We start from the raw sequence: 24,222 nt of genomic DNA on the forward strand, positions 1-24,222 counted from the left end.
GCGCGGGGCCGGCATCGGGCGTTACGTCCGTCGGCAGCCGTCAGGGCGCCGTCGGCGTGACCTGGGCGGCGGTGTCGACGGTCAGCAGGCGGTTGACGTCCTGCACGTCCTCGACGTCGAGCGTGCCGGCGGCCTGCTCGAGCAGCAGGCGGTTCTGCAGGTAGTTGTAGCGCGCCAGCGCATACGCCTGCTGCGCACTGAACAGGCTGCGCTGGTTGTTGAGCACGTCGAGCACGGTGCGCGTGCCGACTTCCAGCCCGACCTGCGATGCGTCGTAGGCGCTCTGGGCCGAGAACAGCGCCAGCCGCCGCGCCTCGACCTCGCTGACGCCGGCGACCAGCGTCTGGTACGCGTTGCGCGTGTTGCGCTCGAGCGCGCGCTTCTGCTGCTCGTACTCGTCCTGGGTCACGTCACGGCGGGCGATCGCCTCGCGCACGCCCGACTGCGTGGCGCCGCCTGAGAAGATCGGCACGCGCAGGGTCAGGCCGATGCTGCGCGATTGGCTCTCGTTGTCGAAGTCGGTCGCCGCCTGGGTCAGGTTGTTGGTCGAGGTGCCGTCGGACGAACGGTCCGAGTACTGGCCGCCGAAGTACAGCGTCGGCCAGTGGCCGGCGCGTGCGGTTTCGACGTTCGCCTCGCTCGACTCCAGCTGGAACTGCTTGGCCTTCAGCGCGGGGTTGTTGTCGACCGCGCTGGCGACCCAGTCCTGCACGCCGCGGGCGGCCGGCAGCTCGGGCTGGAAGTCCTGCGGCAGGCCCTTGAGGTTGCGCACCGGCTGGCCGGTGATCTCGGCCAGTGCCTGGTAGGCGTCCTCGACCGCGTTGCGCGCCAGGATCGTGTTGGCGCGGGCCGTGTCGTACTGCGCGCGCGCCTCGTGCACGTCGGTGATCGGCGCCAGGCCGACCTCGAGCCGCTTGGAGGCGAAATCGAACTGCTTCTTCAGCGCCGTCTCGGCCGCTTCGGCCGCGGCCAGCGTCTCGAGCTGGACGAGCACGTTGAAGTAGGCGGCCGACGTGCGGGTGATCAGGTTGTCGTTGGCCGACTCCAGCGAGAAGTCGCTGGCCTGGCTCAGCGCGCGCTGGCTGCGGAGAGTCGTGAAGCGCGAGCGGTCGTAGACCATCTGGTTCAGCGTGACGCCGATCGACTCGCTGGTCTGGTCCTGGTCGTTGTCGCTCGGAAACAGCTGGCTGCCGAACACGCTGGTGCCGCTGGATTCGCTGTCGCTCTTGCTGTAGCTGGCCTCGCCGTCGATCTGCGGAAGCATCGCCGCGCGCGCCTGCACCGCGCCCTCGCGCGTGGCCAGTCGGGTCGATTCGGCCGCGGACAGCTGCGGATCGCCGGTGCGGGCCAGTTCGTAGGTCTGCAGCAGGTCTTCTGCCGCGGCGGTCGGCGCGAAGGCCGAGGCGGCAACGGCGGCGGCGAGGGCGAGGGCAAGCGGACGGGAGGTCATGCGGCTTCCTTGTTCTAGAACTCGAAGGCCGGCGCGGGCGCCGCGCCGACGAGGTAGGGGAGGTCGGTTTCGAACAGTGATTCGATGCGCTGGACGCCGTGTTCGTTGCGCACGCGCACCGCTTCCATCGCCGGCGAGCGGCCGCGGACGACGACCATGCGCCCGTCGGGCTGCAGCCAGTCGAGGAAACGCTGGGGGATCGCGTCGACCGCGCCGGTGACCACGATGGCGCTGAAGCGCCGCTCGTTGGCCCACGAGAACGCGTCGGCGGCCTCCACGTTGACGTTGCCGATGCCCTGCGCGGCCAGACGGGCACGCGCCGTGTCGGCGAGGTCCGCGTGGCGCTCGAGGCTCACCACCTCGCGGGCCAGGCGACCGAGGCAGGCGCTGACATAGCCGCTGCCGGTGCCGATCTCCAGCACGTGGTCGGCCGGCGACAGGCCCAGGGAATGAAGCAGGCGGCCGGCCACGACGGGCTTCAGCATCGACTCGCCGTGCGCGAGCGGCAGCGGAATGTCGGTGTAGGCCAGCGTGCGGTGCGCGGCATCGACGAACGCTTCGCGCGGCAGGTTCGCCAGCACGTCGAGCACGCGCGGGTCGAGCACGTCCCACGGGCGGACCTGCTGTTCGACCATCAGTTCGCGGAGCTTGGCGTAATCGAGCATCGTCATGGCGGGCAGAGGGGGGCGAAGGAACCGCGAATTCTACCGCCGGCGCGGGTTCCCGGGCGGCGACAGGATCGCCGCGGGACGCGCGCCGACTGAGTGCCGGAAGTAACCGGGACTGTCGTAACCGGGACTGATGCCGCCGGGGTTGGCGCTGCCGGCGCGAGCCGCTGGGTGATCGATGCCGGCGGGACGGGCCGGGTCGGGCACGATGAAAGCGCAAGCCCGGCACATGCCGGGCGCGCGGGCGCGCCTTTCCCGGACGTTGCGTCGATGGGCCCGAGAGGCGAGGCGGGCGCACGCCTGACCGCGCGCCGCCGGCATCAGCGGGCCGCCACCGGGCGCACCGCGTAGGCGCGCAAGAACAGGTCGACCGACGCGTGCAGGTGCGCCTCGACCTGGGCCGGATCGAGCCCGCCGCAGCCGAACACCAGCAGCGCGTGCGCCTCGCCCTTGACCAGGGTGAAGAACTGCGCGGCCGCGCGCGGCACGTCGTCGATCGCCAGCTCGCCGGCGGCGATGCGGCGCTCGAGCAGCGCGGCCATGTCGCCCTGCACCCGGCGCGGGCCGGCGTCCCAGAACAGCTGGGCCATCGGCGTGCACGCCAGCTGCGGCGAGCACAGGATGCGGTGCCCGGCGACGGCCTCGGGCGCGCTGACCATGGTGTAGAACGCACGGGCGATCGTCAGCAGGCGTTCGTACAGCGGGGTGTCGGGGTCGGCCTCGAACAGCGCCGACGGCAGGCCCAGCTCGCAGTGCGACTTCACCGCCGCGGCGAACAGGGCCTCCTTGTCGCCGAAGTGGCTGTACACCGTCAGCTTGGACACGCCGGCCTCGGCCGCGATCTGGTCCATGCTCGCGCCGTCGAAGCCCTGCTGGGTGAACATCCGCTTCGCCGCGTCGAGGATCGCGGCGCGCTTGCCGAGGTCCTTCGGGCGGCCCGGGCCGAGCGCCCGCGCGCCGTCGGACTTGGCGCGGGGCTTGGCGGGTGCGGCGGTCGAGCGCGTGCGGGTCATCATTGAATACTAGACTACCGGGTTCGTTATTTATACAGTACCGGGAAGTTCATTAATTCAGCCTGAGGCCGCCGCGATGCCGACGCATCCGATCACTCCCGTCCACGCTGCCGCCGGCCCCGGTGCCGATCGTGGCCGAGCGGCCGGGCGGACGGCTTTGCCGTTCGTGGCGGCGTGCCTGCCGCTGCTGCTGCTGATCGGCTGCGGCGGCGACGCCGAGGTCGAGGAGGCCGCGCGTCCGGTGCTGGTCGCACGCCCGGTCGGCGCGGCGGACGCCGCGTCGGCGTTCGCCGGCGAGGTCCGGGCCCGCGAGGAAAGCCCGCTCGCGTTCCGCGTCGGCGGCAACCTCGTCGAGCGCCGGGTCGACGTCGGCGACGCGGTGCGGCGCGGCGACGTGCTCGCCGTGCTCGACCCGGGCGATTTGGAGGCGCAGGCCCGCGCGGCGCAGGCGCAGCTGGGCGCCGCCGAAGCCGAGCTGTCGCGCGCGCGTGCCGACCAGGCGCGCTACGCCAAGCTCGCCGACGGCCAGCTGGTCAGCCGCTCGACGCTGGACGCCGCCAACGCTGCGGCCGCGGCCGCGCAGGGGCAGGCCAACGCCGCGCGCGCGAACCTCGCGGTCGCCCGCAACCAGAGTGCGTACACCCAGCTGCGCGCGCCGCGCGACGGCCTGATCGCCAGCCGCAGCGCCGAAGCCGGCCAGGTCGTCGGCGCCGGCCAGACCGTGTTCGTGCTCGCCGCCGACGGCGCGCGCGAGATCGCGTTCGCGGTGCCCGAGGGCGTGTTCGCCTCCGTCAAGCCGGGCCAGCCGGTGCTGGTCGAGGCCTGGTCGAAGCCGGGCCAGCGCTGGCCCGGGCGCATCCGCGAGATCGCGCCCGCGGCCGACCCGGCCTCGCGCACCTATGCGGCGCGCGTGACGATCGAAGCGCCCGACGGCGCGTTCGAACTCGGCCAGAGCGCGCGGGTGTTCCTGCCGCAGGCGGCCAACGGCGCGCTGAGCGTGCCGCTGGCGGCGATCCAGCGCGGCAACGGCACGACGGCGGTTTTTGTCGTCGACCCGAAGACGCGCGCGGCCATCCTCAAGCCGGTCCAGATCGGCGCGTTCGGCGAAGAGCGCGTGCCGGTGAAGTCCGGCCTTGCGCCCGGCGACTGGGTCGTGATCGCCGGCGGCCACCTGCTGCGCGACGGCCAGAAGGTCGCGCCGGTCGACCGCGACAACCGCCCCGTGCGCCTCTGACCCTGGCCCGACGCCGACACGCCCATTCCACCTGCCGCCCGCCGACCCGCGCGGGCCGCGCCCCCAGGCACCCTCCCCATGCGCTTCAACCTGTCCGAATGGGCGCTGCGCCACCGCAGCCTGATCCTCTACGCGATGCTAGTCGCGGCGATCGCCGGCACGTTCTCGTACCTGCGATTGGGCCGAAGCGAGGACCCGGCCTTCACCTTCAAGGTGATGGTGATCCGCACGCTGTGGCCCGGCGCGACCGCCGAGGACGTCGCCACCCAGGTCACCGAGCGGATCGAGAAGAAGCTCATGGAGACCGGGCAGTACGAGTTCATCCGCTCGTACTCGCGCGCCGGCGAATCGCAGGTGATCTTCGTCGCGCGCGACTCGATGCGCTCGAAGGAAGTCGACCCGCTCTGGTACCAGGTGCGCAAGAAGGTCGGCGACATCAAGGCGACGCTGCCGGCCGAGGTCGTCGGGCCGTTCTTCAACGACGAGTTCGGCGACACCTTCGGCAACATCTACGCGCTGACCGGCGAGGGCTTCGACTACGCGGTGCTGAAGGACTACGCCGAGCGCGTGCAGCTGGCGCTGCAGGACGTGCCGGACGTCGGCAAGATCGAGCTGTTCGGCGTGCAGGACGAGAAGATCTGGGTCGAACTGTCGAACGTGAAGCTGGCCACGCTCGGCGTGCCGGCCGACGCGGTCAAGCAGGCGCTGGAGCAGCAGAACGCGGTGGTGCCGTCGGGCTTCTTCGAGACCGGCAGCGTGCGCGTGCCGCTGCGCGTGGACGGCAAGTTCACCACGGTCGAGCAGATCCGCGCGTTCCCGATCCGGGTCGGCGACCGCACCTTCCGGCTCGGCGACGTCGCCGACGTGCGCCGCGGCTTCAACGACCCGCCGGCGCCGCGGATGCGCTTCATGGGCGAGGATGCGATCGGCATCGGAGTGGCGATGCGCCAGGGCGGCGACATCCTCAAGCTCGGCGAGACGCTCGAGGGCAAGTTCGCGGAGCTGCAGAAGACGCTGCCGGCCGGCATGGAGCTGCGCAAGGTGGCCGACCAGCCCGCGGCGGTGCAGGCCTCGGTCGGCGAGTTCATCAAGGTGCTCGCCGAAGCGGTCGCGATCGTGCTGCTGGTGAGCTTCTTCTCGCTCGGCCTGCGCACCGGCCTGGTCGTCGCGCTGTCGATCCCGCTGGTTCTGGCGATGACGTTCGCGGTGATGGACTTCTTCGACGTCGGCCTGCACAAGATCTCGCTCGGCGCGCTGGTGCTGGCGCTCGGCCTGCTGGTCGACGACGCGATCATTGCCGTCGAGATGATGGCGATCAAGATGGAGCAGGGCTACAGCCGGCTCAAGGCTGCGGCGTTCGCGTGGGAGTCGACCGCGTTCCCGATGCTGACCGGCACGCTGATCACCGCGGCCGGATTCCTGCCGATCGCGACCGCGCGTTCGGGCACCGGCGAGTACACGCGCTCGCTGTTCGAGGTCGTCACGATCGCGCTGCTGGTGTCGTGGGTCGCGGCGGTCGCGTTCATCCCGTACCTCGGCGACAAGCTGCTGCCCGACCACGGCCACGCCGCGGCGCCGAAACCCGGCTCGCTGGCCGCGCGCTGGTACGCGATGCGCGAACGATGGGCCGACCGCCACCCGGCGCTGGCCGACTACGTGCGCCCGCCGCCGCACGACGGCCGCGACCACGACCCGTACGCGAGCGGCTTCTACACCCGCCTGCGCCGGCTGCTGACGTTCTGCGTGCGCCGCCGCTGGCTGGTGATCGGCGTGACGGCGGCCGCGTTCGTGGCGTCGGTGCTGCTGTTCCGCTTCGTGCCGCAGCAGTTCTTCCCCGACTCGACCCGGCCCGAACTGATGATCGACATGGAGCTGGCCGAAGGCAGCTCGCTGCGCGCGACCCAGGCGCAGGCCGAGAAGCTCGAAAAGCTGCTGGCCACGCGCAAGGACCTCGACAACTACGTGGCCTACGTCGGCACCGGCTCGCCGCGCTACTACCTGCCGCTGGATCAGCAGCTGCCGGCCGCCAACTTCGCCCAGTTCGTGCTGGCGCCGAAGGACCTGGCCGCGCGCGAGACCGTGCGCACGTGGCTGATCGACGAGGTCACCCCGCGCTTCCCGGACCTGCAGCTGCGCGTCACGCGGCTGGAGAACGGCCCGCCGGTCGGCTACCCGGTGCAGTTCCGCGTGTCCGGCGAGCACATCGACCAGGTCCGCGCGATCGCGCAGCAGGTGCAGGCCAAGGTCCGCGAGAACCCGCACGTGGCCAACGTCAACCTCGACTGGGACGAGCCGAGCAAGGTCGTGCGCCTGCTGGTCGACCAGGAGCGCGCCCGCGCGCTGGGCATCAGCTCCGCGGCGCTCTCGCAGTTCCTGTCGAGCTCGCTGTCGGGCTCGCGGATCAGCACCTACCGCGAGGGCAACGAGCTGGTCGAAATGCTGCTGCGCGGACCCGAGGAGGAGCGCCTGCGACTGGACATGCTCGGCAGTCTGATGGTGCCGACGGCCAGCGGCCGCAGCGTGCCGCTGACCCAGATCGCCACGCTCGAGTACGGCTTCGAGGAGGGCATCATCTGGCACCGCGACCGCCAGCCGACGATGACCGTGCGCGCCGACATCTACGACGGCAGCCTGCCGGCGGCGCTGACCGCGGAGATCTCGCCGACGCTCGACCCGATCCGCGAGACCCTGCCGTACGGCTACTCGATCGAGGTCGGCGGCAGCGTCGAGGACTCCGCGCGCGGCTCGAAGTCGATCGCGGTCGGCATGCCGCTGTTCGTGTTCGTGGTGTTCACGCTGCTGATGATCCAGCTGCGCAGCTTCTCGCGCAGCGTCATGGTGCTGATGACCGCGCCGCTGGGGCTGATCGGCGTGACCGCGTTCCTGCTGGTGACGCGCGTGCCGTTCGGGTTCGTCGCGATGCTCGGCACGATCGCGCTGGCCGGCATGATCATGCGCAACTCGGTGATCCTGGTCGACCAGATCGAGCAGGACATCGCCAGCGGCATGGAGCGCTGGCAGGCGATCGTCGAGGCGACCGTGCGCCGCTTCCGTCCGATCGTGCTGACCGCGCTGGCCGCGGTGCTGGCGATGATCCCGCTGTCGCGCTCGGTGTTCTACGGGCCGATGGCGGTGGCGATCATGGGCGGGCTGATCGTCGCGACCGTGCTGACGCTGCTGTTCCTGCCGGCGTTGTACGCGGCGTGGTTCCGGGTCAAGCCGCCGCAGGCGGCGTGAGCGACGCAAGGATCGGATAGCGGCGCCGCGGCGCCACCGGCACGCTGGCGTCCCCGGTTCACCCACGGAGACGCCACGTGCTGACGCTGTACGACTACCTGCCGTCGCAGAACGGCTACAAGATCCGCCTGCTGCTCAGCCACCTCGGCCGGCCGTACCGCAGTGAGTACGTCAGCATCTTCGAGGGGCACGGCCAGCGGCCGGCGTACTTGGCGGTCAACCCGACCGGCGCGGTGCCGGCGATCCGCCTCGACGACGGCCGCACGCTCGCCGAGTCGAACGCGATCCTGCAGTTCCTCGCCGACGGCACGCGCTACCTGCCCGGCGACGCGTTCGGCCGCGCCAAGGTCGCGCAGTGGCTGTCGTTCGAAGCCGACTACGTGCAGGCGACGATGGGCTCGCTGCGCTACTGGACGCTGACCGGCAAGCTGCCGCAGCGGCCGCCCGCGCTGCTGCAGATGAAGCGCGACGGCGGCCTGCGCGCGCTGGCCGCTCTGGACCGCGAGCTGGCGTCGCGGCCGTTCCTGCTCGGCGACGACTACACGATCGCCGACCTGTCGGTGTTTGCGTACGGCCACCTCGCCGGCGACGCCGGCCTGCCGCTCGATGGGTTCGGCCACGTGCTCGCATGGATCGAGCGCGTGCGCGCGCAGCCGGGCTTCGTGCCGACGGTGCACCCGTACGCGATCGACCCGCACAGCACGGCCGAACTGCCGTAGCGCGTCGCCGGCGCTGCGGTCAGTTGCCGGCGCCCCACGGCGCCGGCGGCGCGGGCACCGGCCGGGTCAGGTCGAACTCGACCCGGAACAGCCGCTGCGGGCGCGCGAGCTCATAGACGAACGCGCGGCCCGGTTCGACTTCCATGGCCCAGGTGTTGGTGTTCGAGACGCTGCGGCCCTCGCGGGTGAACATCGCGCGCGATTCGGCGTCGACCGGGAATTCCTGCCGCGCCGCGGTGCCGGCCGCGGCGGTGTCGCCGCCGTACATCGTCACCGCATCGGGCGAGCCGTCCTGATGGCGATGGTCGTGCTTCAGGCGCAGGCCGGACGCGGTGCGGGTGACCACCCAGGTGCGCGAGCGGTCGCTGCCGACGTGGAACGGGATGCGCAGCTCGTTCGCGCTGCACTCGCGCACGTGCATCACCAGCGGCTGGTTCGCGAACGGATCCGCGCCAGTCGGCGGCGGCGTGTCGGCGACGACGCGACCGGCGAACGCCTGCCCGCACAGCGCGGACACGCGGGTGAAGAACGCGTCCTGCGGCGAGGCGGGCGCGGCGGCCGGCGCGGACGGGGTGGACGCGCAGCTGGACAGCGCCAGCGCGGCGGTCGTAGCGACGGACAGGGCCAGCAGTCGGGTGTTGGTCATGCCCGCACGCTAGCGGCGCCGGGCGCGCGGCGCAAACCGCCGCGCCGCTTCAGTCCAGCAGCAGCGCGCGAAGCGCGTCGTAGTCGACCGCCATCGGCTCGGCGTGCGCCGGCCGCGCGAGCTGCGCGGCCAGCGGCGCCGGCGGCGTGACCGCATGGCCCACCAGCGGCTCCACGATCGTGTCGAACTTGGCCGGGTGCGCGGTCGCCACGACGGCCCACGGGCGCGCGTCGCCGGCGGCGCGCAGCGCGTCGAGCACGTGCAGTCCGACCGCGGTGTGCGGGCACGGCACCACGCCGTGGTGCGCGGGCGCGGTGCGGATCGCATCGGCGATCGCAGCGTCGTCGACCGCGACCGCGCGCATCGCCGCGCGCACGGCGTCGTCGCTCGCGTGCCAGGCACGCAGGCGCTCGAAGTTGCTCGGCGCGCCGACGTCCATCGCGTTGGCCAGCGTGGCGACGCTCGGCTGGGGCGCGTAGTCGGCGCCGGCGAAGTAGCGCGGCAGCACGTCGTTGGCGTTGCTGGCCAGCACGATGTCGCCGATCGGCAGGCCCATCGCCCGCGCCAGCCAGCACGCCAGCGCGTTGCCGAGGTTGCCGGTCGGGACCACGTAGTTCAGCGGCCCGCCGTGCGCGGCTTCGTGCGCGCGCGCCGAATGCGCGTAGTACGCCGCCTGCGGCAGCAGCCGGCCGAGGCTGATGCTGTTGGCCGAGCCGAGCGGGGCGCGCGCGCGCAGGTCGGCGTCGGCGAGCGCCTGCTTCACCAGCCGCTGGCAGTCGTCGAAGCTGCCGGCCACGCGCAGCGCGCGCACGTTGTCGCCGAAGCAGCCCAGGCCGTGCGCCTGGCGCGGCGACACCCGGCCGTCGGGGTACAGGATCACCACGCGGAAGCCCGGCCGACGGTGGAACGCCGCGCCGACCGCGGCGCCGGTGTCGCCCGAGGTCGCGACCAGGATCGTGATGTCCGGATCGTCGGCGCCGCGCAGCCGCGCCATCACCTCGGCGAGGAACCGGGCGCCGACGTCCTTGAACGCGGCGGTCGGGCCGTGGAACAGCTCGAGCAGGTGGTCGCCGTCGCCGCGCTGTGGGCGCAGCGGGGTCGGGAAGTCGAACGCGGCCGCGCAGATCGCGGGCAGCGCGTCGCGCAGGCGCGAGCCGGCGAAGTACGGCGCCAGCAGCGCCGCGGCGGTCGGCGCGAGGTCGTCGGACGGCGGCGGCAGCGCGATGCGGTCGCCGTCGACGGTCGCAATGCGTTCGGGCAGGTACAGCCCGCCGTCGGGCGCCAGCCCCGCGGCGATCGCGTCGTCCAGCGACGCCGGCGCGGCGTGGCCGCGCGTGCTTACGAATCGCACGCGATCAGCTCCGCGCGCGGGCCGTTGACCGGCGACACGTACGCGCGGCTGCCCAGTCCCGCGCCGGCGAACGCCTGCTGCATCGCGTCGGCCGCCGCCGCGGCGTCGGCCTCGCTGGCGAACCAGCCGAACACGGTCGGCCCGGCGCCGGAGATGCTCGCGCCGAGCGCGCCGTGGTCGAGCGCGGCCTGTTTGACGTCGGCGAAGCCGGGGATCAGCGCCGCGCGGCGCGGTTCGACCAGCACGTCGCGCAGGCCTTCGCCGATCAGCGCGACGTCGCCGCGCACCAGCCCGGTCAGGAACAGCGCCAGGTACTCGCTCTGCTTGACGAAGTCGGCCAGCGGGTACGGCTCGGCGAGCGCGGCGCGCGCGCGGCGCGTTTCCAGCACGAAGTCCGGGTGCACCGCGGCGCAGAACAGCCCCGGCGCGGACAGGCGGATCGCGCGGGTCGACGTCGCCAGGGTCACGCCGCCGAACAGCATCGGCGCGACGTTGTCGCCGTGCAGGCTGCCGCTGGCGACGGCTTCGCCGGTGAGGGCCAGGTGGTACAGCGCGTCGCGCGACAGCGGTGCATCGAGGGTCGCGTTGGCCGCGACCAGCGCCGCCACGCACGACGCCGCCGAGCCGCCCAGCCCGCTGCCGAGCGCGATGCCCTTGTGCAGCTTCAGCTCGAAGCCGTGCTCGAGGCCGTGCTGTTCGCGCAGCGCGATCAGCGCGCGGCCGCCGGTGTTGCGCTCGGCCGCGAGCGGAATGACCTCGATGCCGGCGACGTCGCCGGTGATCGCGAGCACCCGCACTTCGGGCGCGTCGATGCGGCGCACCCACGCGCGGTCGCCCGGGCCAGCCAGCGTGTGGCCGAGCAGGTCGAAGCCCACGCCGATGTTGCCGACGCTGGCCGGCGAGAACGCGCACGCCTCCCGCACCCTGCCGCCGTCCTGCACGCCCATGCCCGCTCCCGCTTCCACTGCTGCCAGATCCAAAGCGATCACAGCCGGGCCCCGAGGGCCTGCGCGATCGCCAGCACGTCGCCGAACACGCCGGCGGCGGTGACGTCCGGCCCGGCACCCGGGCCCTGCACCACCAGCGGATTATCGGCGTAACGCGCGGTCCGGAACTGGATCAGGTTGTCGGTCAGGCGCCCGTGGCGGCTGGCGTGGCCGTCGCCCGGCGCGACCAGCCCGACCCGCGCCCGGCCGTGGGCGTCGAGCCGGGCGAGGTAGCGCAGCACGCCGCCGCCGGCGCGCGCCTGTTCGAGCCGCGCCAGCAGCGGCGCGTCGAGTTCGGAGGCGCGGGCGAGGAACTGCTCGCGCGGCACGTCGCGCAGCGCCGGCGGCACCAGGCTCTCGATCTCGACATCGGCCAGCGACAGCTCGCGGCCGGCCTCGCGCGCGAGGATCACCAGCTTGCGCGCGACGTCGAGGCCGGACAGGTCGTCGCGCGGGTCCGGCTCGGTGTAGCCCAGCGCCTGCGCCTCGCGCAGCAGGGTCGAGAATGGCACCGAGCCGTCGAAGCGGTTGAACAGCCACGCGAGCGTGCCCGACAGCAGGCCGTCGACCTCGGTCAGCGTGTCGCCGGTGTCGAGCAGGCCGCGCAGCGTCTGGATCACCGGCAGGCCGGCGCCGACGGTCGCTTCGTAGCGGAAGCGACCGCCGTGGCGCTCGGCGGCGCGGATCGCGCGGTAGCGGTCGAGCGGCCCGCTGCCGGCGTGCTTGCTCGGCGTCACCACGTGGATGCCCGCCGCGAGCCAGTCGGCGTAGCGCGCGGCGACCGCGTCGCTGCCGCTGCAGTCGACGATCAGCGCGTGCGGCAGGTGCTCGGCGCGCACGTGGGCGGCAAAGCGGTCGAGGTCGAGCGTTTCGGCGCCGTCGAGCGCGTCGACCGCGGCGACGGGGTCGAGCTTTCGCGCCGCCAGGTGCATGCGCCGGCTGTCGGCGACCGCGCGCAGGCGCAGGTCGAGGCCGGCGTGCCCACCGTCGCGCTGGTGCGTCGGCAGGGCGCTGGCGAACTGCGCCAGCAGCGCGCGGCCGACGTTGCCGGGCCCGATCAGCCCGACCGACACGGTCTGCGGCGACAGCCAGAACGCCGCGTGCGCCGCGCGCAGCCCGCGCACCGCGTCGCCGGCGTCGAGCGCGACCGAGATGTTGCGCTCGCTCGCGCCCTGGGCGATCGCGCGGATGTTGACGCGCGCCTTCGCCAGCCCGTCGAACAGCCGCGCCGCCACGCCCGGCGTGCCGACCATGCCGTCGCCGACGGCCGCGAGCACGGCGATGCCGGGCGTGACCTCGACGCCTTCGACCTGGGCGTCGGCGATCGCGTCGGCGAACGCGTGCGCGACCGCGTCGCGTGCGCGCCCCGACTGCGCCGCGGGGACCACGCAGCAGATCGAGTGCTCGCTCGAGCCCTGCGAGATCACCGTCACCGACACGCCGGCCTCGCGCAGCGCCGCGAACAGCCGCTCGGCCGTGCCCGGCACGCCGATCAGGCCGGCGCCGCTGAGCTCGAGCAGCGCCAGGTCGGTGACCAGGCTCAGGCCCTTGACCGGCGACGCGGCCGGGGCCGACTCGCGCGCGATCCACGTGCCCGGCGCCGACGGGTCGAGCGCGTTGCGGATGCGGATCGGCAGGCCCGCCTGCATCGCCGGCGCCATCGTCTGCGGGTGCAGCACCTTCGCGCCGAAGTACGCCAACTCGCAGGCCTCGGCGTACGACATCGACGACAGGCACACCGCGTCGGGCACCAGCCGCGGGTCGGCGCTGAGCACGCCGTCGACGTCGGTCCAGATCGTCAGCGCGCTCGCGTCGAACAGCACCGCGAAGATCGCGCCGGAGTAGTCGCTGCCGTTGCGGCCGAGCGTGGTCGCGCGGCCGTCGGCATCGCGCGCGATGAAGCCGGTGACCACCACGTCGCGCTGCGGGTGGCCGGCGCGCCACGCAGCCAGGTTCGCGCGGCTGCGCGGCCAGTCGACCGCCACGCCGAGCTCGCCGGGGTGCACGACCAGCACCTCGCGCGCGTCCAGCCGCGCCCAGCCGGCGGCGTCGCCGCCGAGCGCGGCGTGCAGCAACCGCGACGACCACAGCTCGCCGAGCCCCTGGATCGACGCGAACGCCGACGCGCCCAGCTCGCCGGCGTCGGCCGCGGCGCGCAGGCTGTCGTGCAGCGCGTCGAACTCGCCGTCGAGCCACGCGGCCAGCGCGTGCCGGTCGGCGCTGCTGCCGTGCCCGTCGATCTCCGCCGCGGCGGAGAGGTGCCGGGCGCGCAGCCGCGCCCAGTCCTCCTGCCACGGGGCGTGGGCGACGGCGTCGCGGGCCAGCGCGGTCAGCGCGTCGGTGACGCCCTGCATGGCCGAGACCACGGCCACGCGCGGTGCCGGGTCGTCGGCGAGCAGCGCGGCCACGGCGGCAATGCGGCCCGCGTCGGCGACGCTGCTGCCGCCAAACTTGTGCGCGCTGCAGACGGCGGCCGGCGATGCGGTGGCGACGACGCGCGCCGCGGCGGCGTCGGGGTGGAGCGGTGAAGAAGGCATCGGTGCAGCTCCTTGGGGGGCCAGCGCCCACCGGGTCCGCGCTCGGCACCCGGGTCGGATGCGGAGCGGGGGGTGGGGAGGTCAGTCCGTCACGTCCGTCCACACCCGCACGTCCGTCGTGCGGGCGTCGGTGGTCGTGGTGGTCGTGGCGGTGCTCGTCGTGATGTGGGCGTCCGTGGCCGCACTCGCGCGCGCGCCGCCGGCCGCGAGGCGGCGAACGAAGGCGGCGCGGCGGTGGCGTCGGCGCATGCGGCTGGATTCCGGCGGGGCGGGCGTTAGTCGATCGGTGGGGCCGCGTCAGTCGCGCAGCTCGGCGACGTGGCAGTGGCACTGCAGGTACTCGAGCACCGCGGCGGTGGCCTCGCGCGTGCCGATCGCGTTGCCGGCCGGCGCCAGGTCGGCGGTGAACGCGCCGGCGTCGAGCGCCAGCGCCACCGCGCGCTCGACCAGCGCCGCCTCGTCCTCCAGTCCGAGCGAATGGCGTAGCAGCATCGCCACGCTGAGGATCGTCGCGTACGGGTTGGCGACGCCGCGGCCGGCGATGTCCGGCGCCGAGCCGTGGATCGGCTCGTACAGTCCCATCACAGTGCGCTGGCCGTCCATGGCGTTGCGTGCGGTGGTCTCGAAGGCCCCTGCCCGGCCATCCGTGGCCGGGCGTCCAGCGGCGCACGCACTGTCGATAGGACAGTGCGCAAGCGCGCCGCCGGACCCCAGCGACGCCGACGGCAGCAGCCCGAGCGAGCCGGCCAGCATCGAGGCCTCGTCGGTCAGGATGTCGCCGAACAGGTTCTCGGTGACGATCACGTCGTAGTCGCGCGGCTTGGCGATCAGGTGCATCGCCATCGAGTCGACCAGCTGGTGCTCGAGCGCGACGTCGGCGAACTCGTCGCGATGCACGCGCGTGGTGACTTCGCGCCACAGTCGCGACGTCTCGAGCACGTTGGCCTTGTCGACCGACGTCACCCGCCCGCGGCGGCCGCGGGCGAGGGTGAACGCGCGCCGCACGACGCGCTCGACCTCGGCCACGGTGTATTCGCACACGTCGCGCGCGCGGTCGGCGCCGCGCGACTTCTCGCCGAAATACAGGCCGCCGGTCAGCTCGCGCACGACCAGCAGGTCGACGCCGTTGAGCAGGTGCGGCTTGATCGGCGACGCGCCGAGCGCGGCCGGGTGCGGGCGCACCGGGCGCAGGTTCGCGTACAGCCCGAGCGCCTTGCGCAGGCCGAGCAGGCCCTGCTCGGGGCGCACCGGCGCGCCGGGGTCGGACCACTTCGGCCCGCCGACCGCGCCGAGCAGGACCGCGTCGGCGCGGCGGCACGCCGACAGCGTCGCGTCCGGCAGCGCCTCGCCGGTCGCGTCGATGGCCGCGCCGCCGATCAGCGCGGTCGTGGTGGTGAACGCATGGCCGAAGCGGCGGCCGATGGCCTGCAGCACCTCGACGCCGGCGGCGGTGACCTCCGGGCCGATCCCGTCGCCGGGCAGGACGACGATCTCAGCGCGCATGGTGGCGCTCCCCGTGGGACTGGCCATGGTGCGACTCCTCGTAACGTTGGATGGCGGGGCGCTGCTTGAGCAGGTAGCCGAGCTGGTCGACGCCTTCGAGCAGGCAGGTCTGCGCGAACGCGTCGAGCGGGAAGCGGAACCGGCGGAAGTCCGGCAGCATCACCTCGCGCGCGGCGACGTCGACGTGCAGCGACAGCCCGGGTGAATCGAGCAGCTCGTCGACGACGGCTTCGTCGAGCACGATCGGCAGCAGCCCGTTCTTCAGCGCGTTGCTGCGGAAGATGTCGGCGATCTCGGCGCTGATCACCGCGCGCACGCCGAGATCGAGCAGCGCCCACGGCGCGTGCTCGCGCGACGAGCCGCAGCCGAAGTTGCGGCCGGCCACCAGGATCGCGGCGCCGTCGTTGGCCGGGTCGTTCCCATGCTGGTTGAACGGGAACGCCGGGTTCGGCGCGCCGTCGGCGGTCCGGCGCCAGTCGTGGAAGGCGTGGCGGCCCAGCCCGCTGCGCTGCGTCGTCGTCAGGAAACGGGCGGGAATGATCTGGTCGGTGTCGATGTTGCGCTCGCGCAGCACGACGGTGCGCGAGGTGAAGTGGGTGATGGGCGCCATCAGGAGCGCTCCTGCGATGCGGGTTGGGGGCCACGACGCGAGCACGTGGTGGCGCGACAGGCGACAGCGGCCATCACGCACACTCCAGCGACGCGGAACTGCGCGGCTCGGCGTCGCTGCCGTCGATGTCGACCAGCGCACGCACGTCGGCGATCGCCCCGGCGACCGCGCACGCCGCGGCGCTGCGCGGGGAGGCCAGCACGGTGCGCGCGCCGGGGCCCTGGCGGCCTTCGAAGTTGCGGTTGGACGTCGACACCGCCAACTGGCCGGGGCCGACCAGGTCGCCGTTCATCGCGATGCACATCGAGCAGCCCGGCTCGCGCCACTGCGCGCCGGCGGCGCGAACGATCGCGTCGATGCCCTCGGTCTCGGCCTCGCGCTTGACCTGCATCGAACCGGGCACGACCAGCATGCGCACGCGCGGGTGCACGCGGCGGCCGCGCAGCACGTCGGCGACCTCGCGCAGGTCGTCGAGCCGGGCGTTCGTGCAGCTGCCGACGAACACCACGTCGACCGGACGGCCCAGCAGCGCCTGCCCGGCGGACCAGCCCATGTAGTCGCGGGCCTTGGCATCGTCGGGGTGCGCCCCGGCCGGCACCTGCGCGTCGACGGCGGCGACCTGGCCCGGATGGGTGCCCCAGGTGACGGTCGGGCGGATGTCGCGCGCGTCGATCCGCACCTCGCGGTCGAAGCGCGCGCCGGGGTCGCTGTGCAGCGTGCGCCAGTGCGCCACGGCGGCGTGGAAATCGCGGCCCTGCGGCGCGCGCGGAGTGCGGCGCAGGTAGTCGAACGTGACCTCGTCCGGTGCGACCAGCCCGGCGCGCGCGCCGGCCTCGATCGACATGTTGCAGACGGTCATGCGCTCGTCCATCGACAGCGCGCGGATCGCGCTGCCGCGGTACTCGATTACGTGGCCGGTGCCGCCGTTGACGCCGATCACGCCGATCACGTGCAGGATCAGGTCCTTGGCGGTGACGCCCGCGCCGAGCGCGCCGTCGACGGTGATGGCCAGGGTCTTCGGCTTGCGCTGCAGCAGGCACTGGGTCGCGAGTACGTGGCCGACCTCGCTGGTGCCGATGCCGAACGCCAGCGCGCCGAACGCGCCGTGGGTCGCGGTGTGGCTGTCGCCGCAGACGATCGTCATCCCGGGCAGCGTCAGCCCGAGCTCCGGCGCGAACACGTGGACGATGCCGCGGTGCGCGCTGTTGAAGTCGAACAGCTCGATGCCGTGGCGCGCGGCGTTCGCGCGCAGCGTCTCGACCTGGTGCTCGGCCGCCGGCGTGTAGTACGCCAGCGCGCCGTCCGCGTCGGCGGGCAGGGTCGGCGTCGAATGGTCGAGCGTGCCCTTGGTGCGCCCGGGCCGGTGCACGCGCAGGCCGCGCGCGTCGAGTTCGGCGAACGCCTGCGGCGTCGTGACCTCATGGATCAGGTGCAGGTCGACGTAGAGCACCGCGGGCGCGGCGTCCGTCTCCGGGGTGACCACGTGGGCGTCCCACAGTTTGTCGAGCAGGGTGCGGGGGGTCGAGGTCATCGCGGACGATTTCCTTGGCATGTTGATGGGGTGGCGGCGGTCGCCACGGCGGCGGCGATTCGCCAAGCGGGGTGGAGCCGGTGGGCGCGGCCTCGCGGCGCGCTGCGTCGGGGGGCGGAAGCGGAGCAGCTGCGGCTCATGCCACCACCACCTCGCGTTCGGGCGCCGCGCTGCGCACGCGCTGGGCGCGGTTGGCGATCTCCAGCCACGCCAGCGCGCTGGCCTCGAGGATGTCGGTGCTGGTGCCCGAGCCGGTGTGCTCAATACCGTCGACGCGGGCGGTGACGCTGGCCTGGCCCTGGGCGTCGTCGCCGGTGGTCACGCTCGACACGTGGTACTGGTCGACGTCGACGCGCAGGCCGGTCGCGCGCGCCAGCGCGGCGAACAGCGCGTGCACCGGGCCGTCGCCGACCGCGGCTTCGGACACGCGGGTGCCGTCGGGCGCGAGCAGCTGCACGCTGGCCGTCGGCAGGCTGTCCTCGGCCACGCCGGTGCTCACGTGCGCGCGCAGCAGGCGCCAGCCGCGCGCCGCGCGCGCGTCGGTGCCGAGCACCAGCGCCTCGAGGTCGGCGTCGAACACCTCGCGCTTTTTTTCGGCCAGCGCCTTGAACGCGGCGAACACGCCGTTGAGCTGGGCCTCGTCGACCGCCAGCCCGAGCGTGCGCAGCCGGTCGGCGATCGCCGCGCGCCCGCTGTGCCGGCCCAGCACCATCTGCGACTGGGCCCAGCCGACGTCTTCGGGCCGCATGATCTCGTAGGTGCCGCGGTGCTTGAGCATGCCGTGCTGGTGGATGCCGGACTCATGCGCGAACGCGTTCTGCCCGACCACCGCCTTGTTGCGCTGCACGTGCATGCCGGTGATCCGTGCCAGCAGGCGCGAGGTCGGCACCAGCCGGCGCGTGTCGATGCGGGTGCCGACGCCGTACCACGCGCGGCGCACGTTCAGCGCCATAACCAGCTCCTCGAGCGCGGCGTTGCCGGCGCGCTCGCCGATGCCGTTCACGGTGCACTCGACCTGGCGCGCGCCGCCCTCGATCGCGGCCAGCGAGTTGGCGACCGCCAGCCCGAGGTCGTCGTGGCAGTGTGCGCTGAACACCGCGCGGTCGGCATCGACCACGTGCGCGCGCAGGTGCTCGAACAGCGCGCGGATCTCGGCCGGCGTCGTGACGCCGACGGTGTCCGGCAGGTTCAGCGTGCGCGCGCCGGCGGCGATCGCCGCGCTGCAGACCTCGACCAGGAAGTCCGGCTCGGTGCGCAGCGCGTCCTCGGCCGAGAACTCGACGTCGTCGACGTAGTGCCGCGCGAGCGCGACGCCGGCGACGGCGCGTTCGAGCACCTGCGCGCGGTCCAGGCCGAGCTTGTGCTCGCGGTGCAGCGGGCTGGTCGAGATGAACACGTGAATGCGCGGCCGCGCCGAGCCGTCAAGCGCGCGCGCACAGGCCTCGATGTCCGCGTCGACGCAGCGGGCCAGCATCGCGATCGTCGCGCCGCTGACGTCGCGCGCGATCGCGCGCACCCCGTCGAAGTCGGCCTTCGAGCTGGCGGGGAACCCGGCCTCGATCACGTCGACGCCGAGCTCGGCCAGCGCGTGCGCGAAGCGCAGCTTCTGCGGCGCGCTCATCGAGCAGCCGGGCGACTGCTCGCCGTCGCGCAGGCTGGTGTCGAAGATCGTGACGGTGTCGACCGGTACGTCGGCCGGCGTGCGGGCGTCGGTCATGCGCTGAGCTCCTGGGCGGCGGGGCGGGGGCGCCGGGGCGCGGGCGGGGCGGAGGCGGGCGCGGCCGGGGACGGCAGCGGAATCACGTCAGCGACCGGCGCGGCGTCGCGACGGCGCTGGCGCGGGCGGCGCGGCGCGCGCGGGCGCACCTCGGCCAGCAGCCGGGCGAGGACGGCGGCGTCGACGTTGCCGCCCGACACCACCGCGCACTTGCGCCGGCCGGCGACGCGGCGGCCGGCCGCGAGCGCCAGCGCGCCGGCGCCCTCGGCAATCACGTGCTCCTCGAGCGCGAGCCGGACCAGCGTCTCGCGCAGTTCGGCCTCGCGCACGATCACCAGGTCGTCGAGCAGGGTCGCCAGCAGCGCCGCGGTCAGCGTGCCCGGCACGCGCACGCGCACGCCGTCGGCCAGCGTCGCGGCCGGCACGAACTCACTCGCGTCGCCGCGCAGCACGCGCGCCATCGCGTCGACGTGCTCGACCTGCGCGCCGACGATGCGCACGCCCTGCGACTTCAGCGCCAGCGCGACGCCGGCCGCCAGCCCGCCGCCGCCGATCGGCACGATCACCACGTCCGGCCCGAGCGCGCCGAGCTCGAGGCCGACCGTGCCCTGCCCCGCGATCACGTCGGGATCGTCGAACGCCGACAGCAGCCGGTAGCCGTGCTGCGCGGCGAGTTCGACCGCGAACGCGCGGGCCTCGTCGTAGGTGTCGCCGTGCAGCCGCACCGCCGCGCCCCAGTGGGCGACGCCGGCGACCTTGGTGGCCGGCGCGTTGCGCGGCATCACCGTGATCACCGGCAGGCGCAGCCGGTGGCCAGCCCATGCCAGGCCCTGCGCGTGGTTGCCGGCCGACGCGGCGATCACCGGCCGGGCGTCGCCGCGCTCGCGCCCGGCCAGCAGCGCGTTGAGCGCGCCGCGCACCTTGTACGAGCCGGTGCGCTGCAGGTTCTCCAGCTTCAGCCAGCAGCCGAAGCGCTCGGCGTGGTGCAGCGGGGTGGCCGACAGGTGCGGGCGCAGGCGCGCCTGCGCGGCCAGCACGCCGGACGCGGTGACGGCGGCGCGTGCATCGGCGCGCGCTACGTCGGGCTCGGCGCGGGCGACGTCAGACATGGGTCAGCCAGTGCGCGTGCGCGCGATCTTCGCCACGCACGACGCGGCGGTAGGCGTGCGCCAGCTCGGTGCCGATCCGGCTGGACCGGTACGCGCGGCCGTCGAGCGAGGCGATCGGGGTGACCTCGGCCGCGGTGCCGCAAACGAACACCTCGTCGGCGTCGATCAGTTCGTCCAGCGACATCGCACGGGATGCGGCGCCGGTCAGCTGACGAAGCGTGTCGCGGGTGATGCCGGCCAGCGCGTCGGGGTGTTCGACGGCGGTGATGCTGTCGCCGTGCACCGCGAACACGTTCGCGCCGGTGCACTCGACCACGCGACCGTCGGCGTCGACGAACAGCGCCTCGTCGAACCCGCGCGCCCTGGCCTCGTGCTTGGCGAGGATCGAGTTGACGTACCCGCCGCACAGCTTCAGCGGCGGCAGCGACGACGCCGGGTTGCGCCGCCACGACGACACGCCCAGCTTCACCGCGGTGCCGGCCAGGTGCACCGCAGTGGCGAAGGTGGCCACCATCAGGTGCTTGGGCTGCGGGCCGACGTCGAGTCCGATCGTGCCGCTGCCGCACCACGCCAGCGGACGCACGTAGGCGTCGCGCTGGCCGAGCGCCTCTCGGTTGGCGCACAGCACGGCGAGCGTGGCGTCGGTGGCGACGGCGACGTCGAACGCGATGCCGAGCAGCTCGCAGCCGCGCCGCATCCGCGCCAGGTGCTCGGGCAGGCGGAACACCGCGCTGCCGCCGTCGGCGGTGGCGTAGGCGCGGATGCCCTCGAACACGCCGCTGCCGTAGTGCAAGGCATGCGCGGTCAGCGGGAGCTGCGGCGCGTCGGCGTCGACCAGCGCGCCGTCGAACCACAGTCGCGCCTGGTCGGGCTCGCGCCGCGCCGCGGGCTCGGCCGGGGCCGCCTCGGCGCTCACGTACACGACCACGACTCCGACGGGGCGTCGACGGCCGAGACTTCGACCGCGAGGCAGTCGTAGAGCTTTTCCAGCTGCGCCTGCAGCGAGTCGGCACTGCGGTCGCCTTCGACCGCCAGCCGCAGGTGCCAGCGGTCGCCGTCGGCCTGGGTTTCGCCGTCGACGCTGACCGGGGTGAAGCCGCGCCGCTCGGCGGTGCCGAGCACGCGGGCCAGCGCGCCCTCGGCGCGACGCAGGGTGAGGTCAAGTTGGTAGCGTTGCATCGGCGTCCTCACTGTCGGCGTGGATGGGGTCGAACAGCATTTGCGCGTTGTTGCGGTTGGGCGGGACCAGCGGCCAGACGTTGGCGTGCGCGTCGATCGCCACGTGCAGCAGCGCCGGGCCGGGCATCGCCAGCAGGGCTTCGATCGCGGCGTCGACGTCGGCGGCGCGGTCCAGCCGCAGCCCGGGCACGCCGAAGCTCGCGGCCAGCGCGACGAAGTCGGGGTTGTCGGACAGATCGGTCTCGCTGTAGCGGCGGTCGAAGAACAGCTCCTGCCACTGGCGGACCATGCCGAGGCGCTGGTTGTCGAGCAGCACGATCTTCACTGGCAGGCCGTAGCGGCCGAGCGTGGCCAGCTCCTGGATGTTCATCAGGATCGAGCCGTCGCCGCTGACGCAGACGACTTGCGCGTCCGGCAGCGCGAGCTGCGCGCCGATCGCGGCCGGCAGGCCGAAGCCCATCGCGCCGAGCGCGCCGCTGGTCAGGTGCCGGCGCGGGTCGTTGAAGCGCCAGTGCTGGGCGACCCACATCTGGTGCTGGCCGACGTCGCAGGCGACCACCGCCGACGGCGCCGCTTCCGACAGGCGCTTGAGCAGCGCCGGCGCGTACACGTCGCGTCCGGGCGCGTCGTAGCGCGCGGCGAAGCGCTGGCGGTTGGCCCGGCACTGTGCGCGCCATGCGGCGCACTCGGGCATCGCGGTGGCCAGCGCATCGAGGCTGGTGCGCAGCTCGCCGCGCAGCGCCGCGTCGGCGACGCGCAGCTTGCCGAGCTCGGCCGCGTCGACGTCGAGGTGGATGACCTTCGCGTGCGGGGCGAACTCGGCCAGCTTGCCGGTGGCGCGGTCGTCGAAGCGCGCGCCGACCACGACCAGCAGGTCCGTTTCCTGCACCGCCTGGTTGGCCGCGCGCGTGCCGTGCATGCCGAGCATGCCGAGGTTCAGCGGGTGCGCGCCGTCGAGCGCGCCGACGCCCTGCAGCGTCAGCACCGTCGGCAGCTGGGTGGCCTCGACGAACGCGCGGAACTCCGCCACCGCATCGCCGAGCTTGATCCCGCCGCCGCCGTAGACCAGCGGCCGGCGCGCGTTGCTGAGCAGCTCCAGCGCGCGGGTCAGCTCGGCGTCGCCGGCCACCGGCTCGGGATCGACCGGCGCCGGCACGTGCGCGGGCAGGTGCGACGCGTCGGCGGTCTGCAGGTTCTTGGGCAGGTCGACCAGCACCGGCCCTGGCCGCCCTGAGCGCGCCAGCCGGAACGCCTCGCGCACCGCGCCGGGCAGGTCGTCGACGCGGCGCACCAAGAAGCTGTGCTTGACGATCGGCAGGGTCATGCCGAACACGTCGACCTCCTGGAACGCGTCGGTGCCCATCAGCGTGGTCGGCACCTGCCCGGTCAGCACCACCATGGGTACCGAGTCGAGCAGCGCGTCGGCGATGCCGGTGACCAGGTTGGTCGCCCCCGGGCCGGACGTCGCCACGCACACGCCGACCCGGCCGCTGGCGCGCGCGTAGCCGTTGGCGGCGAACGCCGCGCCCTGCTCGTGCCGCACCAGGATGTGCTTCAGCGGCGCGTCGTACAGCGCGTCGTAGAACGGCATGATCGCGCCGCCCGGGTAACCGAACAGCGTGTCGACGCCTTCCGCGGCCAGTGCGTGCACCAGCCACTGCGCGGCGTTCATGCAGCGGCCTGCTCGGGTTTGGCGTCGGCGTGCGCCGGCGCGGCGCTCGCGTTCGCGTTGACCGGCGCCGCCGCCGCGGCGTTGCCGAGCCAGGCCATCGCCGAGCGCAGCTTGCGGCCCGTGGCCTCGATCGGGTGCTCGAGGTCGCCCTGCTTGAGCGCCTTGTAGTTCGCGTTGCCGCCCGCGTACTCGGCGATCCACTGGCGCGCGAACGTGCCGTCCTGGATCTCCGCGAGCACCTTGCGCATCTGCGCGCGGGTGTGGTCGTCGACGATGTACGCGCCGCGGGTCAGCGCGCCGTACTGGGCGGTCTCGCTGATGAACTCGTGCATCCGCGTGATGCCGCCCTCGTAGAACAGGTCGACGATCAGCTTCAGCTCGTGCAGGCACTCGTAGTACGCGACCTCGGGCTGGTAGCCGGCCTCGACCAGCGTCTCCCAGCCGGCCTGCACCAGCTTGGTCGCGCCGCCGCACAGCACCGCCTGCTCGCCGAACAGGTCGGTCTCGGTCTCTTCCTTGAACGTGGTCCGGATCGCGTTCTGGCGCGCCCCGCCGATGCCGCCGCAGTACGCCAGCGCGAACGCTTCGGCGCGGCCGCTCGCGTCCTGGTGCACCGCGTACACCGACGGCACGCCGCGGCCGATCTCGTACTCGCGACGCACCAGCGCGCCGGGGCCCTTCGGTGCGACCAGCACCACGTCGAGGTCCGCGCGCGGTGCGATCTGGCCGTAGTGGACGTTGAAGCCGTGCGCGAACAGCAGGCACGCGCCGGGGGCGATGTTCGGCTCGATCACGTCGCGGTACAGCTGCGGCTGGACCATGTCGGGGGTCAGCACCGCGACGAGCTCGGCGCCGGCGACGGCCTGCGCGGGAGGCTGCACGGCAAAGCCGTCGGCACGGGCCTTGAGCTCGGTCGGGCCGCCGGGGCGCAGGCCCACGGTCACGTCGAAGCCGGAGTCGCGCAGGTTGAGTGCGTGCGCGCGGCCCTGGCTGCCGTAGCCGATGACGGCGATGCGCGGGCGGGGAGGGGTCACGGTGGTGGTCATCGCGGGTTCCTGGG

The 24,222-nt window shown here is 73.6% G+C and carries 20 protein-coding genes; 3 read left to right on the top strand and 17 right to left on the bottom strand.

All coding sequences use genetic code 11. The annotated features are described in order from the left end of the window. Positions 1-40: 40 nt before the first annotated feature. The 3 genes from D3A60_RS13855 to D3A60_RS13865 all read right to left on the bottom strand — a co-directional run bounded on the left by D3A60_RS13855 (position 41) and on the right by D3A60_RS13865 (position 3,131). Positions 41-1,450, bottom strand: a complete 1,410-nt coding sequence (locus tag D3A60_RS13855) for a TolC family outer membrane protein (protein ID WP_119719355.1) — start codon at positions 1,448-1,450, stop codon at positions 41-43. Between the two features lie 14 nt (positions 1,451-1,464). Next, positions 1,465-2,115: a protein-L-isoaspartate O-methyltransferase family protein gene (locus D3A60_RS13860; RefSeq protein ID WP_407062794.1), complete on the bottom strand. Its 651-nt coding sequence runs from the start codon at positions 2,113-2,115 to the stop codon at positions 1,465-1,467. A gap of 323 nt (positions 2,116-2,438) precedes the next feature. Next, positions 2,439-3,131 carry a TetR/AcrR family transcriptional regulator gene (locus D3A60_RS13865; RefSeq protein WP_119719419.1) on the bottom strand — a complete coding sequence of 231 codons (693 nt, stop codon included), beginning with the start codon at positions 3,129-3,131 and terminating at the stop codon, positions 2,439-2,441. Between the two features lie 157 nt (positions 3,132-3,288). On the opposite strand from D3A60_RS13865, the gene D3A60_RS13870 reads away from it, so the two are divergent. From D3A60_RS13870 to D3A60_RS13880, 3 genes are all read left to right on the top strand, one after another. Beyond that, a complete protein-coding gene (locus tag D3A60_RS13870) occupies positions 3,289-4,365 on the top strand; it encodes an efflux RND transporter periplasmic adaptor subunit (RefSeq protein ID WP_407062789.1) in 1,077 nt (358 codons plus the stop codon). 78 nt (positions 4,366-4,443) lie between these two features. Continuing rightward, positions 4,444-7,602, top strand: coding sequence for an efflux RND transporter permease subunit (locus D3A60_RS13875; RefSeq protein ID WP_119719358.1), 3,159 nt, complete (start codon positions 4,444-4,446; stop codon positions 7,600-7,602). A gap of 77 nt (positions 7,603-7,679) precedes the next feature. Beyond that, positions 7,680-8,321, top strand: a complete 642-nt coding sequence (locus tag D3A60_RS13880; protein WP_119719359.1) for a glutathione S-transferase family protein — start codon at positions 7,680-7,682, stop codon at positions 8,319-8,321. Positions 8,322-8,340: 19 nt separating this feature from the next. Here the strand turns inward: D3A60_RS13880 and D3A60_RS13885 are convergent, their stop codons facing one another. From D3A60_RS13885 to ilvC, 14 genes are all read right to left on the bottom strand, one after another. Continuing rightward, the gene (locus D3A60_RS13885) at positions 8,341-8,967 is read right to left on the bottom strand and encodes a hypothetical protein (protein ID WP_119719360.1); all 627 of its coding nucleotides are present in this window, start codon (positions 8,965-8,967) and stop codon (positions 8,341-8,343) included. Between the two features lie 49 nt (positions 8,968-9,016). Then, a complete protein-coding gene (gene thrC, locus D3A60_RS13890; protein ID WP_119719361.1) occupies positions 9,017-10,318 on the bottom strand; it encodes a threonine synthase in 1,302 nt (433 codons plus the stop codon). Then, positions 10,306-11,265: a homoserine kinase gene (locus tag D3A60_RS13895; protein WP_119719362.1), complete on the bottom strand. Its 960-nt coding sequence runs from the start codon at positions 11,263-11,265 to the stop codon at positions 10,306-10,308. The genes thrC and D3A60_RS13895 overlap by 13 nt, the downstream gene beginning before the upstream one ends. A gap of 38 nt (positions 11,266-11,303) precedes the next feature. Next, the gene (gene thrA / locus D3A60_RS13900; protein ID WP_119719363.1) at positions 11,304-13,841 is read right to left on the bottom strand and encodes a bifunctional aspartate kinase/homoserine dehydrogenase I; all 2,538 of its coding nucleotides are present in this window, start codon (positions 13,839-13,841) and stop codon (positions 11,304-11,306) included. An 81-nt stretch (positions 13,842-13,922) separates the two neighbouring features. Then, positions 13,923-14,090, bottom strand: coding sequence for a hypothetical protein (locus D3A60_RS14605; protein WP_157981498.1), 168 nt, complete (start codon positions 14,088-14,090; stop codon positions 13,923-13,925). Positions 14,091-14,138: 48 nt separating this feature from the next. Continuing rightward, entirely contained in the window at positions 14,139-15,344 is a 1,206-nt protein-coding gene (gene leuB / locus D3A60_RS13905; protein WP_119719364.1) for a 3-isopropylmalate dehydrogenase, read from the bottom strand. Beyond that, positions 15,334-15,954, bottom strand: a complete 621-nt coding sequence (gene leuD, locus D3A60_RS13910) for a 3-isopropylmalate dehydratase small subunit (RefSeq protein WP_119719365.1) — start codon at positions 15,952-15,954, stop codon at positions 15,334-15,336. The genes leuB and leuD overlap by 11 nt, the downstream gene beginning before the upstream one ends. A gap of 73 nt (positions 15,955-16,027) precedes the next feature. Beyond that, positions 16,028-17,485 carry a 3-isopropylmalate dehydratase large subunit gene (gene leuC, locus D3A60_RS13915; RefSeq protein ID WP_119719366.1) on the bottom strand — a complete coding sequence of 486 codons (1,458 nt, stop codon included), beginning with the start codon at positions 17,483-17,485 and terminating at the stop codon, positions 16,028-16,030. A 136-nt stretch (positions 17,486-17,621) separates the two neighbouring features. After that, positions 17,622-19,202, bottom strand: coding sequence for a 2-isopropylmalate synthase (locus D3A60_RS13920; RefSeq protein ID WP_119719367.1), 1,581 nt, complete (start codon positions 19,200-19,202; stop codon positions 17,622-17,624). After that, positions 19,199-20,311: a threonine dehydratase gene (locus tag D3A60_RS13925; RefSeq protein WP_119719368.1), complete on the bottom strand. Its 1,113-nt coding sequence runs from the start codon at positions 20,309-20,311 to the stop codon at positions 19,199-19,201. Before D3A60_RS13925 ends, D3A60_RS13920 begins: the two co-directional genes overlap by 4 nt. Further along, positions 20,304-21,233, bottom strand: a complete 930-nt coding sequence (locus D3A60_RS13930; RefSeq protein ID WP_157981499.1) for an aminotransferase class IV — start codon at positions 21,231-21,233, stop codon at positions 20,304-20,306. Before D3A60_RS13930 ends, D3A60_RS13925 begins: the two co-directional genes overlap by 8 nt. Further along, the gene (locus tag D3A60_RS13935) at positions 21,224-21,490 is read right to left on the bottom strand and encodes an ACT domain-containing protein (protein ID WP_119719370.1); all 267 of its coding nucleotides are present in this window, start codon (positions 21,488-21,490) and stop codon (positions 21,224-21,226) included. Before D3A60_RS13935 ends, D3A60_RS13930 begins: the two co-directional genes overlap by 10 nt. Continuing rightward, complete coding sequence (gene ilvG, locus D3A60_RS13940; protein ID WP_119719371.1) at positions 21,471-23,162, bottom strand: acetolactate synthase 2 catalytic subunit; 1,692 nt, start codon at positions 23,160-23,162, stop codon at positions 21,471-21,473. Before ilvG ends, D3A60_RS13935 begins: the two co-directional genes overlap by 20 nt. Beyond that, entirely contained in the window at positions 23,159-24,208 is a 1,050-nt protein-coding gene (ilvC, locus tag D3A60_RS13945; RefSeq protein WP_119719372.1) for a ketol-acid reductoisomerase, read from the bottom strand. The genes ilvG and ilvC overlap by 4 nt, the downstream gene beginning before the upstream one ends. Positions 24,209-24,222: the final 14 nt, after the last annotated feature.

It is taken from the genome of Cognatilysobacter tabacisoli, assembly GCF_003586305.1.
Classification (GTDB): Bacteria; Pseudomonadota; Gammaproteobacteria; order Xanthomonadales; family Xanthomonadaceae; genus Cognatilysobacter_A; species Cognatilysobacter_A tabacisoli.